Origin of the sequence: Pseudomonas sp. NPDC089395, assembly GCF_044749525.1 — a bacterium.
In the GTDB taxonomy this organism is placed as follows: domain Bacteria; phylum Pseudomonadota; class Gammaproteobacteria; order Pseudomonadales; family Pseudomonadaceae; genus Aquipseudomonas.
In genome coordinates this window covers 799,929-814,199 of sequence record NZ_JBIVID010000001.1, presented here as the reverse complement: position 1 = coordinate 814,199, position 14,271 = coordinate 799,929, and the positions used below count along the sequence as shown (strand labels likewise).

The 14,271-nt window shown below is 63.4% G+C and carries 16 protein-coding genes; all 16 read right to left on the bottom strand.

Annotated elements, in window-relative coordinates; translation table 11 throughout:
- Positions 1–7: 7 nt before the first annotated feature.
- The 16 genes from ACIPZG_RS03785 to ACIPZG_RS03710 all read right to left on the bottom strand — a co-directional run bounded on the left by ACIPZG_RS03785 (position 8) and on the right by ACIPZG_RS03710 (position 14,242).
- Positions 8–796 (bottom strand): protein phosphatase CheZ, encoded by a 789-nt coding sequence (locus ACIPZG_RS03785; protein ID WP_008093264.1) that lies wholly within the window; start codon positions 794–796, stop codon positions 8–10.
- 18 nt (positions 797–814) lie between these two features.
- On the bottom strand, positions 815–1,189 hold the full coding sequence (locus ACIPZG_RS03780) for a chemotaxis response regulator CheY (RefSeq protein ID WP_085988521.1): 375 nt from the start codon (positions 1,187–1,189) through the stop codon (positions 815–817).
- A gap of 118 nt (positions 1,190–1,307) precedes the next feature.
- The gene (gene fliA / locus ACIPZG_RS03775) at positions 1,308–2,048 is read right to left on the bottom strand and encodes an RNA polymerase sigma factor FliA (RefSeq protein WP_008093268.1); all 741 of its coding nucleotides are present in this window, start codon (positions 2,046–2,048) and stop codon (positions 1,308–1,310) included.
- Positions 2,045–2,878 carry a flagellar synthesis regulator FleN gene (fleN, locus tag ACIPZG_RS03770; RefSeq protein ID WP_008093270.1) on the bottom strand — a complete coding sequence of 278 codons (834 nt, stop codon included), beginning with the start codon at positions 2,876–2,878 and terminating at the stop codon, positions 2,045–2,047. The genes fliA and fleN overlap by 4 nt, the downstream gene beginning before the upstream one ends.
- Positions 2,879–2,974: 96 nt before the next feature.
- Positions 2,975–4,282, bottom strand: coding sequence for a flagellar biosynthesis protein FlhF (flhF, locus tag ACIPZG_RS03765; RefSeq protein WP_400710334.1), 1,308 nt, complete (start codon positions 4,280–4,282; stop codon positions 2,975–2,977).
- Positions 4,283–4,293: 11 nt separating this feature from the next.
- Positions 4,294–6,423, bottom strand: a complete 2,130-nt coding sequence (gene flhA / locus ACIPZG_RS03760; RefSeq protein WP_400710331.1) for a flagellar biosynthesis protein FlhA — start codon at positions 6,421–6,423, stop codon at positions 4,294–4,296.
- A 363-nt stretch (positions 6,424–6,786) separates the two neighbouring features.
- A complete protein-coding gene (gene flhB / locus ACIPZG_RS03755; RefSeq protein WP_400710328.1) occupies positions 6,787–7,929 on the bottom strand; it encodes a flagellar biosynthesis protein FlhB in 1,143 nt (380 codons plus the stop codon).
- Positions 7,930–7,931: 2 nt separating this feature from the next.
- Positions 7,932–8,708, bottom strand: coding sequence for a flagellar biosynthetic protein FliR (fliR, locus tag ACIPZG_RS03750; RefSeq protein ID WP_008093280.1), 777 nt, complete (start codon positions 8,706–8,708; stop codon positions 7,932–7,934).
- Between the two features lie 7 nt (positions 8,709–8,715).
- The gene (gene fliQ / locus ACIPZG_RS03745; protein ID WP_008093282.1) at positions 8,716–8,985 is read right to left on the bottom strand and encodes a flagellar biosynthesis protein FliQ; all 270 of its coding nucleotides are present in this window, start codon (positions 8,983–8,985) and stop codon (positions 8,716–8,718) included.
- Between the two features lie 21 nt (positions 8,986–9,006).
- Positions 9,007–9,774 (bottom strand): flagellar type III secretion system pore protein FliP, encoded by a 768-nt coding sequence (gene fliP / locus ACIPZG_RS03740; protein ID WP_400710325.1) that lies wholly within the window; start codon positions 9,772–9,774, stop codon positions 9,007–9,009.
- Entirely contained in the window at positions 9,774–10,214 is a 441-nt protein-coding gene (fliO, locus tag ACIPZG_RS03735; RefSeq protein ID WP_400710322.1) for a flagellar biosynthetic protein FliO, read from the bottom strand. Before fliO ends, fliP begins: the two co-directional genes overlap by 1 nt.
- A 12-nt stretch (positions 10,215–10,226) precedes the next feature.
- Positions 10,227–10,691, bottom strand: a complete 465-nt coding sequence (gene fliN, locus ACIPZG_RS03730; RefSeq protein WP_400710319.1) for a flagellar motor switch protein FliN — start codon at positions 10,689–10,691, stop codon at positions 10,227–10,229.
- Between the two features lie 47 nt (positions 10,692–10,738).
- Entirely contained in the window at positions 10,739–11,707 is a 969-nt protein-coding gene (gene fliM / locus ACIPZG_RS03725) for a flagellar motor switch protein FliM (RefSeq protein WP_008093288.1), read from the bottom strand.
- Positions 11,708–11,716: 9 nt separating this feature from the next.
- The gene (gene fliL / locus ACIPZG_RS03720; protein ID WP_400641805.1) at positions 11,717–12,214 is read right to left on the bottom strand and encodes a flagellar basal body-associated protein FliL; all 498 of its coding nucleotides are present in this window, start codon (positions 12,212–12,214) and stop codon (positions 11,717–11,719) included.
- A 345-nt stretch (positions 12,215–12,559) separates the two neighbouring features.
- Entirely contained in the window at positions 12,560–13,822 is a 1,263-nt protein-coding gene (locus tag ACIPZG_RS03715) for a flagellar hook-length control protein FliK (RefSeq protein ID WP_400710316.1), read from the bottom strand.
- A 72-nt stretch (positions 13,823–13,894) separates the two neighbouring features.
- Positions 13,895–14,242 (bottom strand): Hpt domain-containing protein, encoded by a 348-nt coding sequence (locus ACIPZG_RS03710; RefSeq protein ID WP_400641803.1) that lies wholly within the window; start codon positions 14,240–14,242, stop codon positions 13,895–13,897.
- Between the last annotated feature and the right edge of the window lie 29 nt (positions 14,243–14,271).

The following is a 14,271-nucleotide window of genomic DNA, read 5'->3' as shown; positions in this document are numbered from 1 at the left end:
GTGCTCCTTAAAAACCCAGGCTGGACAGCAGATCATCGACATCGTCCTGACCGGACACGACGTCTTCACGCTTATCGGCATGAATCTGCGGACCTTCACCCCGAGTCGGATGTTTTTCTTGATCTTTTTCAGCGCGCAGCTGCTGGTGGTCGTGTTCGATGCCGGCAAAACGGTCGACTTGACTGGCCATCAGCACGAGCTTGAGCAGATTGCTTTCGACTTCGGTCACCAGCGCGGTCACGCGCTTGATCACCTGGCCGGTCAGGTCTTGGTAGTCCTGGGCCAGCAGAATGTCGTTGAGGTAGCCGGAGACCTTGCGGTTACCCTCGGCGCTGTGCGTCAGGAAACTGTCGACGCGCTTGACCAGCTCGCGGAATTCCGGCGCGGCGACTTCGCGGCGCATGAATCGCTGCCAATCCACGCTCAGGCCCTGCGCCTCGGCCGCCAGGTCATTGAGCACGGGCGTGCTCTGTTCCACCAGGTCCATGGTGCGGTTGGCGGCGCCTTCGGTGAGTTTGACCACGTAGGACAGGCGCTCGGTGGCGTCGGTGATCTGCGAGACCTCCTCGGCCTGCGGCATGCTCGGGTCGATCTGGAAGCTGACGATCGCGCTGTGCAGCTCACGGGTGAGCTTGCCGACCTCCTGGTACAGGCCACGGTCGCGGGTCTGGTTGAGCTGATGAATCAGCTGCACCGCCTCGCCGAAACGCCCCCGCTCCAGGCTTTCGACCAGCTCCTGGGCATGCTTCTTCAGGGTCGATTCGAACTCCCCCAAAGATGTTTGTGTTGATTCCATGGCGCCCCCTGACGTGACTCAGCCGTTGACGCGTTCGAAGATCTTCTCGATCTTTTCTTTGAGCACCTGGGCGGTGAACGGCTTGACCACGTATCCATTGACGCCGGCCTGGGCCGCTTCGATGATCTGGTCGCGCTTGGCTTCGGCGGTCACCATCAGCACCGGCATACCCTTCAGGCGCTCGTGGGCGCGCACCTTGCGCAGCAGGTCGATGCCGGACATGCCAGGCATGTTCCAGTCGGTCACCAGGAAGTCGTAATGGCCGTTCTCGAGCATCGGCAGCGCCGTGGTGCCGTCGTCGGCCTCGTCGGTGTTGGTGAAGCCAAGGTCACGCAACAGATTCTTGATGATCCGCCGCATCGTCGAAAAATCGTCAACGATGAGGATTTTCATGTCTTTGTTCAATTAGACCTCCAAGCAGTCTCAAACGCGCTCGGCCCCGAGCGCGCATTCAATCAATTCAGTGCAACATGGAAAACGCACGTGGAAAACGACTGCAACGACCCCAGGCTCAGCGAGCCCGCCATTCTCCCAGGCGGCTGCGCAGGCGCGCGGCACACTGGCTGTGCAGCTGGCTGACACGCGATTCGCTGACCCCCAGCACCTCACCGATTTCCTTGAGGTTCAGCTCTTCGTCGTAGTACAGCGCCAGCACCAGCCGCTCACGCTCCGGCAAGTTGGCAATGGCATCGGTCAGGGCGACCTGGAAGCGCTCGTCTTCCAGGTCGCGCGATGGCTCGACCTGGCCACTGGCGCCGTCCTCGTGCAGCCCTTCGTGCTCGCCGTCCTGCAACAGGTCGTCGAAACTGAACAGGCGGCTGCCCAGGGTATCGTTCAAGATCCCGTAGTAATCATCGAGACTCAATTGGAGTTCGGCAGCAACTTCATGATCTTTAGCGTCGCGGCCGGTTCTGGCTTCAACGGCGCGCATCGCGTCGCTGACCATGCGGGTGTTGCGGTGCACCGAACGCGGCGCCCAATCGCCTTTGCGCACCTCGTCGAGCATGGCGCCGCGGATGCGGATACCGGCGTAGGTTTCGAAGCTGGCGCCCTTGCTGGCGTCGTACTTGTTGGCGACTTCCAGCAGGCCGATCATGCCGGCCTGGATCAGATCTTCGACCTGCACATTGGCAGGCAAACGCGCCAGCAGGTGATAGGCAATGCGCTTGACCAACGGGGCGTAGCGTTCGATCAATTCGTACTGGGCGTCCTTGGACGCCTTGCTGTACATCTTGAAACCGCTCGCGTTCATAGCACAGGCCCTGCACTGGTGGGTTGCACCAGGCGCTCGACGAAGAACTCCAGGTGACCGCGCGGGTTGGCCGGCAGCGGCCAGCTGTCGACCTTCTGGGCGATAGCCTTGAAGGCCAGCGCACACTTGGAGCGCGGGAAGGCTTCATACACGGCCCGCTGCTTCTGCACCGCCTTGCGCACGCACTCGTCGTAAGGCACGGCACCCACGTATTGCAGGGCGACGTCGAGGAAACGGTCGGTGACCTTGGTCAGCTTGGCGAACAGGTTGCGCCCTTCCTGCGGGCTCTGCGCCATGTTGGCCAGCACGCGGAAACGGTTCATCCCGTAGTCGCGGTTGAGCAGTTTGATCAGCGCGTAGGCGTCGGTGATGGAGGTCGGTTCGTCGCAGACCACCAGCAACACTTCCTGGGCGGCACGAACGAAACTGACTACCGACTCACCAATACCGGCGGCGGTGTCGATCACCAGCACGTCGAGGTTGTCGCCAATCTCGCTGAACGCCTGGATCAGCCCGGCATGCTGGGCTGGCGCCAGGTGCACCATGCTCTGGGTGCCCGAGGCCGCCGGCACGATACGCACACCGCCCGGCCCCTGCAGCAGCACGTCGCGCAGCTCGCAGCGGCCTTCGATCACATCGGCCAAGGTGCGTTTCGGGGTCAAGCCCAGCAACACGTCGACATTGGCCAGGCCCAGGTCGGCGTCCAGCAGCATGACCCGGCGGCCGAGTTCGGCCAGCGCCAGGGACAGGTTCACTGAAACGTTAGTTTTGCCGACGCCACCTTTACCACCGGTCACGGCGATCACCTGTACGGGATGCATGCTACCCATGTTTGTTGTTTACCTTGTCTCGCTTGGACCCAAGCCACACGAGGGGCATTACAGCAGCCCCTTTGGTGTAGGTATTTTGCACACGCTTCATCATCTTCAACCCGCTCGCCGTGGGTTGTGATAGAGATCAGCGAACATGTCGGCCATGGCCTCTTCGCTGGGCTCGTCCTGCAGCTGCACATTCACGGCGCGGGTCACCAGCTGGTGCGGGCGCGGCAAATGCAGGTCGTCAGGAATGCGCGGGCCGTCTGTGAGGTAGGCCACGGGCAGTTCATGACTGATGGCCAGGCTCAGCACATCGCCGAGGCTCGCCGTTTCATCGAGTTTGGTCAGGATGCAACCGGCCAGGCCGCAGCGCTTGTAGCTGTGGTAGGCGGCCGTCAGCACCTGCTTCTGGCTGGTGGTGGCCAGCACCAGGTAGTTCTTCGAGGCGATACCGCGCCCGGCCAGGGTTTCCAGCTGCATGCGCAAGGCCGGGTCGCTGGCCTGCAGGCCGGCGGTATCGATCAGCACCACGCGCTTGCGCAGCAGCGGCTCCAGCGCCTGGGCCAGCGACTGGCCTGGGTCGACGTAGGTCACCGGTACATTGAGAATGCGGCCAAGGGTCTTGAGCTGCTCCTGGGCGCCGATACGGAAGCTGTCCATGCTCACCAGGGCCAGGCTCTGCGGGCCGTACTTGAGCACGTAGCGCGCCGCCAGCTTGGCCAGGGTGGTGGTCTTGCCCATGCCGGCCGGGCCCACCATGGCGATCACCCCGCCCTCCTCGATTGGCTCGACCTCGGGTACTTCGATCATCCGCGCCAGGTGTGCCAGCAGCATGCGCCAGGCATGGCGCGGCTCTTCGATCTCGCCGGTGAGGTCGAGCAGTTCGCGGGCGATCGGCCCGGACAAGCCGATACGCTGCAGACGACGCCACACGTTGGCCTGCGCCGGCTTGCTGCCCTGCAGCTGGTTCCAGGCCAGCGAACCGAGCTGCACTTCAAGCAGCTCGCGCAGGCCCGTGAGCTCCGAGCGCATGGCATCGAACAGGCGTTGGTCGACCGCTGCCGGCGCAGGCGCGGCAGCAGCGGCGGGCGCCTCCACGTGCGGCTCGATCAGAGGCTCCGAGGCAGTCAGCGACTGGCCGGCGAACAATTGGCGGTTGCCTTCGCTGGCATCTTCGCGGTTGTCCAGCTCGGCCTGGGCGGTGGCGATGCGCGTCTGGGTCTTGCGCAGCTCTTCTTCGAGCTCGACGTTGGGCACACGCGGGGCCAGCGCGGACAGCTTGTAGTCCAGCGCCGCCGTCAGTTCGACACCGCCGGCGATGCGGCGGTTACCGATGATGGCGGCATCGGCGCCCAGCTCATCACGGACCAGCTTCATGGCCTGACGCATATCGGCGGCGAAAAAACGCTTAACTTGCATAACCCACTACCTCAGCCATTGGGGCCCACGGTGGCAACGATGGTGACTTGCTTGTTGTCAGGTATTTCCTGATACGCCAGAACATGCAAATTCGGTACAGCCAGGCGACCGAAGCGCGACAGCATGGCGCGGATCGGGCCGGCGACCAGAAGGATGGCCGGCTGCCCTTGCACCTCCTGGCGCTGGGCCGCTTCGATCAACGAACGCTGCAGCTTTTCGGCCATGCTCGGTTCCAGAAGAACACCGTCTTCCTGACCTTGCCCGGCCCTTTGCAGACTATTGAGCAAAATCTGTTCCAACCTTGGCTCAAGGGTGATGACAGGCAGCTCGGACTCAACGCCGACAATGCTTTGCACGATGGCGCGACACAATCCGACGCGCACTGCCGCCACCAGCGCGGCGGTATCTTGACTCTTGCCGGCATTGTTCGCGATGGCCTCGGCAATGCTGCGAATATCACGCACCGGTACTTGCTCGGCGAGCAACGCTTGCAGGACCTTGAGCAGCCCTGACAAGGAAATGACACCCGGCACCAACTCCTCGGCAAGTTTAGGCGAAGCTTTGGACAATACCTGCAGCAATTGCTGGACTTCCTCGTGACCGATCAGTTCGTGACAGTGCTTCTGCAGGATCTGGTTGAGGTGGGTGGCAACCACGGTACTGGCATCGACCACGGTATAGCCCAGCGACTGCGCCTGGGCACGCTGGCCGACATCGATCCACACCGCCTCCAGGCCGAACGCTGGGTCGCACGCAGCGATGCCGTTGAGGGTGCCGAACACCTGGCCCGGGTTGATCGCGAGTTCCCGGTCCGGGTAGATCTCGGCTTCGGCCAGGATCACCCCCATCAGTGTCAGGCGGTAGGCGCTCGGCTGCAGGTCGAGGTTGTCACGGATATGCACGGTGGGCATGAGGAATCCCAGGTCCTGGGACAACTTCTTGCGCACGCCCTTGATCCGCGCCAGCAACTGGCCGCCCTGGTTGCGGTCGACCAGCGGAATCAGCCGGTAGCCGACCTCCAGGCCGATCATGTCGATGGGCGTCACGTCGTCCCAACCCAACTCTTTGGTTTCCAGGGCACGTTGCGGCGAGGGCAGCAGGTCTTGCTGGCGCTGCACCTCCTGCTGCGCCGCCAGCTTGGCCTTCTGTTGTTTCTTCCACACAAGGTAAGCGCCGCCACCGGCCAACAGGCCAAGGCTGAGGAAGGCGATATGCGGCATCCCCGGCACCAGGCCCATGACGATCATCAGCGCGCCGGAAACAGCCAGGGCCCGGGGCGAATCGAACATCTGCCGGTTGATCAGCTTGCCCATGTCTTCGGAGCCCGAGGCACGGGTGACCATGATCGCAGCGGCGGTGGACAGCAGCAGTGATGGCAATTGCGCCACCAAACCGTCACCGATGGTCAGCAGGGCATAGACCTTGCCGGCGTCGCCGAAGCTCATGCCGTGTTGCAGCATGCCGATGAGCATGCCGCCGATCAGGTTGATGAACAGGATCAGCAAGCCGGCGATGGCGTCACCACGGACGAACTTGCTGGCACCGTCCATCGAGCCATAGAACTCGGCCTCCTGGGCCACCTCGGCGCGGCGCGACTTGGCCTGGGCCTGGTCGATCAGGCCGGCGTTGAGGTCGGCGTCGATGGCCATCTGCTTGCCGGGCATGGCGTCGAGGGTGAAACGCGCGCTCACTTCGGAGATACGCCCGGCGCCCTTGGTCACCACCACGAAGTTGATGATCATGAGGATGGCGAACACCACCGCACCCACGACATAGTTACCGCCGATGACCACTTCACCGAAGGCCTGGATCACCTTGCCCGCGGCGCCATGGCCTTCCTGGCCGTGGAGCATGACCACGCGCGTGGAGGCGACGTTCAGGGCCAGGCGCAACAGCGTGGCGACCAGCAGGATGGTGGGGAACGCGGCGAAATCCAGCGGGCGCAGGGCGTACACGCAAACCAGCAGGACCACGATCGACAGGGCGATGTTGAAGGTGAAGAACACGTCGAGCAGGAACGGCGGTATCGGCAACATCATCATTGCCAACATCACCAGCAGCAGCAGCGGCACCCCCAGGTTGCCCCGGCCGAGACCGGCCAGGTTGTGGCGGGCGTTGCTGATTAACTGAGTGCGATCCACCGCGAGTCCTCTTCATGCAAAACTTTGACGCCCAAGGGGCGCTTGGGCGTGGCTCTGCAAGAAGCCTTCCAACTTTGGATGTGTGGGGGTTTTGAGATCGAGCGCCGCCCGCGCGGCGCATCGCGGATAAATCCGCTCCTACATTTATTGCAACGTACCTATGCCTGATAGGCCATGGTTGCCAGCCTTGGGGGCACGACTCGATATCTCGGCGGACGCTAAAGGCGAACAACCATGGCCTGACAGACCGTGGCTCGTTGCAACAAATGTAGGAGCGGATTTATCCGCGATGCGCCGCGCGGGCGGCGCTCGATCTCACGGCCAACACACCTCTAACGCCAAGCCCATGGCAGCCAACCCCACTCAACTGTCGCGGCGCAGGTCCGGCGGAATCGGCAGGTCTTCCTTCAACGGCTCCGGCCGCTTGCCCTTGCCAGAACGGTACTGGCGAATCTGGAACACATAAGCCAGCACCTGCGCCACCGCCAGGTACAACCCCGCCGGGATCTCCTGCTCGACTTCGGTGGAGTAGTAGATCGCCCGCGCCAGGGCCGGCGATTCCAGAATCTGCACCTTGTGCTCCACGCCGATCTCGCGAATCTTCAAGGCGATGAAATCAGTCCCCTTGGCCAGCAGCAACGGCGCCGCCCCGCCCTTCTCCGGGTCGTACTGCAACGCCACTGCATAATGCGTCGGGTTGGTGATGATCACATCGGCCTGGGGCACCGCCGCCATCATGCGCCGCTGTGAAACCTCGCGCTGCAGCTGGCGGATCCGTTGCTTGACCTCAGGTTTACCCTCGCTGTCCTTGTACTCGTCCTTGATCTCCTGCTTGGTCATCTTCAGCTTCTTGTGCGTCTGGTACAGCTGGAACGGCACGTCCGCCGCCGCGATGATCAACAGCCCAGCTGCCATCCACAGGGCACTCCAACCCACCACCTGGACACTGTGGATGATCGCCTGCTCCAACGGCTCGTTGGCGATGGCCAGCAGCGCTTGGCGGTCATTGCCGAGCACCACCAGCGCCACGATCAGGATCATGAAGAACTTGGCCAGCGCCTTGAGCAGCTCGGTCAGCGAATTCAGCGAAAACATGCGCTTGATGCCCGACAATGGGTTCATGCGACTGAACTTGGGCTGCAGCAGGCTCCCGGAAAAGATGAACCCGCCCAACGCGATGGGCGAGACGAGCGCGATCACGAATAGCAGCACCAAGATCGGCTGGGTCGCCCAGATGGCCATCTTGCCCGAGGCCAGCAGGAACAACCCCATGGAGCGCTCATCGATCAGGACCTCGCGTGACAGCGAGAAATTCAGGCGCATCAGCGCCATCAATGTCTCGGCCAGGTTGCCGCCAAAGGCCAGCAAGGCCCCGGCACCGGCCAGGGTCACCGCCACCGTGTTCAGCTCCTTGGAACGGGCGATCTCACCCTTTTCGCGCGCGTCGCGCTTGCGCTTGTCGGTGGGCTCTTCTGTCTTGTCCTGACCGCTCTCGCTCTCCGCCATGCTCAGCGCGCCCTTGCCAGTTCACGCAGCCATTGCAGCGCTTCGCTGGCCAATGCCTGGTAGTGGGAAAGAATATCGGCCAGGCCGACCCAGAAGATGCCGATCCCCAGCACCAGGGTCAGCGGAAAACCGATGGAGAAGATATTGAGCTGCGGCGCCGCACGGGTCATCACGCCGAAGGCGATGTTCACCACCAGCAGCGCGGCGATGGCCGGCAGGATCAGCAACAGCCCGGCGCCGAACACCCAGCTCAGGCGCCCGGCCATTTCCCAGAAGTGGTTGACCACCAGCGCATTGCCCACCGGCAAGGTGGTGAAGCTCTCGGTCAATACCTCGAAGACCACCAGATGGCCGTTCATCACCAGGAACAGCACGCTCACCAGCATGGTCATGAACTGGCTGACCACCGCCACGTTGACGCCGTTGGCCGGGTCGACCATCGAGGCAAAGGCCATGCCCATCTGCACCGCGACGATCTGCCCGGCGATGACGAAGGCCTGGAACAGCATCTGCAGGGAAAACCCGAACAACGCGCCGACGATCACCTGTTCACCGCACAGCAGCAGGCCGCGCAAGCTCAGCGGGTCGAACTCGGGCAGCGGCGGCAGCGCCGGCACGATCACCACGGTGATCGCCACCGCCACGTACAGGCGGATACGCGCCGGCAGCATGCGCGTACCGAAAATCGGCATGGTCATGAGCACTGCCGTCACCCGAAACAGCGGCAGGATGAAGGTGGCGACCCAGGTGCCGATCTGCGCGTCGGTCAGCTCCAGCATGGCGGCTTCAACCGATCAGCTGCGGGATGCTGGTGTACAGCCCGGTGATGTACTCCATGAACTTCTGCACCAGCCAGGGGCCGGCGACGATCAGCGTCACCAGCATCACCAGCAGGCGCGGCAGGAAGCTCAGGGTCTGTTCGTTGATCTGCGTAGCGGCCTGGAACATCGCCACGATCAGGCCCACCAGCAGGCTCGGCACTACCAGGATGGCGACCATCAGCGTGGTCAGCCACAAGGCATCGCGGAACAGGTCGACTGCAACTTCAGGGGTCATGCAGGGCTCTCCTTGACGGCGTCAGACGCCGCCGAAACTGCCGGCCAGGGTGCCCATGATCAGCGCCCAGCCATCGACCAGTACGAACAGCATGATCTTGAACGGCAGCGAGATGATCAGCGGCGACAGCATCATCATGCCCATGGCCATCAGTACACTGGCCACCACCATGTCGATGATCAGGAACGGGATGAAGATCATGAAGCCGATCTGGAACGCGGTCTTGAGCTCGGAAGTGACGAACGCCGGCACCAGGATGGTCAGCGGCACCTGATCGGGGCCGGCGATGTCGGTGCGCTTGGACAGGCGCATGAACAGGTCCAGGTCGCTCTGCCGGGTCTGCGCCAGCATGAAGTCCTTGAGCGGCCCCTGGGCCTTGTCGATGGCTTGCTGGGCGGTCATCTGCTCCTTCAGGTACGGCTGCACGGCGTCCTGGTTCACCCGGTCGAACACCGGGGCCATGATGAACAGAGTCAGGAACAGCGCCATGCCGGTCAGCACCTGGTTCGACGGCGTCTGCTGCAGGCCCAGGGCCTGGCGCAGGATCGAGAACACGATGATGATGCGGGTGAAGCTGGTCATCAGGATGACGAACGCCGGAATGAAGCTCAGCGCGGTCATGATCAGCAGGATCTGCAGGCTGACCGAGTATTCCTGCTGGCCGTCCGGGCCGTTGGACAGGGTGATGGCCGGGATCGACAGCGGGTCGGCGGCCAGGGCCAGTGGCGCGGCCAGCAGCAGCGCGACTGGCAACAAGGTGCTCAACAAAATGCGCAGGGCGCCGCTCATCACTTCTTGTCCTTCTGATCCTTGCCCATCAGCTCCATCAGCCGCTGGGCGAATTCCGGCGTCGCCTGGCGGGCACTGGCGGGCACCTCGACAGGCTCGGCCAGCACATGCAGGGCCTCGATGCTGCCGGGGGTGTGGCCGATCAGGATCTGCTCCTTGCCCACCTGCACCAGCAGCAGCCGGTCACGCGGGCCGATGGCGCGGCTGCCGACGACCTCTATCACCTGGCCGCCCTTGGGCGCCGCGCCTTGCATGCGGCGCAGCGCCCAGGCGAGGAAGAAGATCAGCCCGACCACCAACAGCAGGCCGAGCACCATCTGCACCAGCTGCCCGCCCAGGCTGCCGGGTGCGGCGGCGGGCGGCGTGGCCGGTGCGACGGTGGCCGCGGCAATCGCCACCTCACTGGCCAGCAGCGTGGCCAGGGCCGTCATGGCCCGCATCGTGCCCCTCACTCAGCGCAGCTTCTTGATGCGTTCGCTGGGGCTGATCACATCGGTCAGGCGGATGCCGAACTTCTCGTTGACCACGACCACTTCGCCATGGGCGATCAACGTGCCGTTGACCAGCACGTCGAGCGGCTCGCCCGCCAGGCGGTCGAGTTCGATCACCGAGCCCTGGTTGAGCTGCAACAGGTTGCGGATGTTGATTTCGGTGCTGCCGACTTCCATGGAGATGTTCACGGGAATATCCAGGATCACGTCCAGGTTCGGGCCTTCGAGGCTGACGTTTTCCTTCGGCCTTGGGGAGCTTGCGAATTCCTCCATCGGCAGACGGCCAGTGCCGGCGCTGCCGACGTCGCCGCCCAGCAGCGCGTCGATGTCGGCCTGGCCGGCGTCACCGGTTTCTTCCAGTGCCGCGGCCCACTCGTCGGCCAGGGCCTGGTCCTCGGGGGAGGTGATCTCGTTTTCGTTAGCCATGATGTCCTCGACAGGCATTCAATTCGTAGTGAGCGACCGGCACGCCTTCAGCGGCGTTCGATCGGGTCGATGATCTGCAGGGCCAGGTTGCCCTTGTGCGAGCCCAGGCGCGCCTTGAACGACGGTACGCCATTGGCGCGCAGCACCAGGTGCTCGGGCAGCTCCACCGGGATCACGTCGCCGGCCTGCATGTGCAGGATGTCGCGCAGCTTCAGCTGGCGGCGGGCGACCGTGGCGGTCAGCGGCACGGAGACATCCAGCACGTCCTCGCGCAGGGCCTTGACCCAACGCTCGTCCTGATCGTCCAGGTCGGACTGAAAGCCCGCGTCGAGCATTTCCCGCACGGGCTCGATCATCGAGTACGGCATGGTCACGTGCAGGTCGCCGCCACCGCCGTCCAGCTCGATGTGGAAGGTCGACACCACCACCGCCTCGCTCGGGCCGACGATGTTGGCCATGGCCGGGTTGACCTCCGAGTTCATGTACTCGAAGTTGACCGGCATGATCGCCTGCCAGGCTTCCTTGAGGTCGACGAAGCACTGGTCCAGCACCATGCGCACCACGCGCAGCTCGGTCGGGGTGAATTCACGGCCTTCGATCTTGGCGTGACGGCCGTCTCCGCCGAAGAAGTTGTCCACCAGCTTGAACACCAGCTTGGCGTCGAGGATGAACAGCGAGGTGCCGCGCAGCGGCTTGATCTTGACCAGGTTGAGGCTGGTCGGCACGTACAGCGAATGCACGTACTCACCGAACTTCATCACCTGTACGCCGCCAACCGCCACGTCGGCCGAGCGGCGCAGCAGGTTGAACATGCTGATGCGGGTGTAGCGAGCGAAGCGCTCGTTGATCATTTCCAGGGTCGGCATGCGACCCCGCACGATACGGTCCTGGCTGGTCAGGTCGTAGCTTTTGATGCTGCCGGGCTCGGCAGCGCTCTCGGTCTGTACCAGCCCATCGTCGACGCCGTGCAACAGGGCGTCGATCTCATCCTGGGACAGCAGGTCCTGTACGGCCATGACGGACTCCTACTGCAATACGAAATTGGTGAACAGCAACTGGTCGACCACCGGCTTGCCGACTTCTTTCTGCGCCACTTCCTGCACCACCGCGGTGGCTTTCTGACGCAGCATCTCCTGCCCCACCGGACTGCCGGCCAGGGTGTCGAAGCCCTGCCCGGAGAACATCATCACCAGGTTGTTGCGGATCACCGGCATGTGCACCTTGAGGGCGTCCAGGTCGGCCTGGTTACGGCCTTGCAGGGTGATGCTCACCTGCATGTAGCGCTGGCGGCCGTTCTGGTTGAAGTTGACCACGAAGGCGGGGGTCAGGGGCTCGTAGAGCGCCGCCGGCTTGACGTTGGCCGCCGCCGGGTCGGCAGCCGGGGCCGCATCGCTCTTGTGCATGATGAACCAGGTGGCGCCCACCGACAGGCCGACTGCCAGCAGCAGGGCCAGCACCAGCAGCAGGATCAGCTTGAGTTTGCCTTTAGCGGCGGGGTCTTTCACTGCGTCGCTCTTCGCCATGCCAATAATCCGTCGTCCCGCGGGGTTTCAAAGAAGGATGACGTGGCTTGAGCAAGTGTTATGCCAGGTTTTGGGGAGGTATGGCGTGAGTATTGTTGTGGGGTTGAGATCGAGCGCCGCCCGCGCGGCGCATCGCGGATGAATCCGCTCCTACATTTGTTGCAACGTGCCTATGCCTGATAGGCCACGGTTGCCAGCCTTGTTGGCTCGACGCAATGTTTCGGCGGGCGCCAAAGGCGGAAAACCATGGCCTGACAGACCGTGGCACGTTGCAACAAATGTAGGAGCGGATTCATCCGCGATGCGCCGCGCGGGCGGCGCTCGATTTCAACCCCAACATAAATCTCAAGCGTAAAAATCAACCGCACTATCACCAATGACCACCTGCCGCTCCACCGGCCGGGAAGCATCGGCAAGCTCACCCGGCTCCACCCCTCCCCCATCCTGCCCACGCCGCGCCGCCACCCCGGACAACTGTGCCCCCTCCTGCTGCGCCTGCTGCTGCTGCCCGCGCGACTGGTCGGCGACGTTGACGTCCGGCTGCGCCAGCCCCTGCTGGGCGAACAGTTCGCGCAGGCGGTGCACCTGGCTGTCCAGCGCGTCACGCACACCCGCATGGCCACTGATGAAGGTGACCTGGGTCGACTGGTCCGCCGCCAGGTTGACGCGAATGTCCAGGCGCCCCAGTTCGGCCGGTTCCAGCTGGATATCCGCCGACTTGAGGTTCTGGCTGGACAGGTACATGACCCGATTGACCAAACCTTCGGCCCAGGCGTTCTGGTTCATGGCCAGCGGCTGGTGCAAGGGGCTGGCAGTCACCGGCACGGCGTTGGCGGTCTTGGCCGTGGCGGCCTGGGTCAGACTGGCAAGGCGGTCGGCGAAGTCGTCGATGCGGGTATCGCCAGCGGCGCCCTTGGTGTCTTTGAGGCCCTCTTCGAGCAATGCACCGAAGGCCTTGTCACCCGCCTGCGACTGACCGGCCTCGCCCTCGACGTTGTCGATCAGGTTCGCCAATGGATTGACGGTAACTGGGCCGTCCTCAGCCTGCTGCGAAGCATCGGCCGCATGTGCCGAAGTCGTGCCTTTGGCCTGGGCGCTTTGCTCCAATGCCAGGCGCAGCGTCGGCATATTGGCCAGCGGGTCGGCATTGGGGTCGAAGGTTTCGTCCGGGGCTGTCTCAGGCAAAACCTGCTGCGCCGCTGCCTGCAACACCGGCGACACCGTCTGGGCCTGAGCCTGCAGCAATTGGGCGCCCGGCTGCGCATCGGTGACCTGACCCGCCACCAGATTGGAATCTACCGAGTTCGACGCAGCGTCGCTGCTGTCTTGCGCCTGATCGGCGTTAGGCAATTCGTTGCCGTCATCGGCAACGGCCGGCTTGTCGGCTGCCTCCTGCTTGCCGCTCGAAGGCGCGTCTGGCTTGTCCTTGGGCTTGATCTTGTCGTCGTGCATCGACGGCTTCTCGCGCCCCTGGCTGGCCATGAGCTGATCGAAGCCGCCGCCCTGCCCGCCCGCCGCCTGCAGCGGCTTGTCCACCCGCGCGAAAGCCGCGCTCGACGGCTTGCTCGGGGTGTTGGCTTGCATCAAAGGATTGGGTGCGACAGGCATTGAAAGGTCTCCGCGCCAGAAACATGAATATCGTTCTGGCACAGACAGGCAAGACTCGCGCCAACCTGTCGGTCAGCTGGCAGACACCCGTTCACGTTCACTGTGATAGAAGCGCTGCACCACCAGGTATTCCTGATCGATCCGGTGGATCAGCTCCTCGATGCCGTAGGGCGACCGCTCCTTTATCCGCTCTTCCAGTTGCTGGCAAAGCTGGGCCAGGCCGACAGCGCCCATGTTGCCGCTGCTGCCCTTGAAGCTGTGCGCGGCCATACCGAGCTCGTTGGCGGTCCTGGCACCGTGCAACTGACTCAGGCGCTGCTCGGAGTCTTCGAGAAAGGTTTCCAGCAATTGCAGATAACCTTCCTCCATGACCTCCTGCAGGTCCCTGAGCACGCTGTGATCGATATGCATGTCTGTCACTTGTTCACTCCTTGATCAAGCCGGATTAT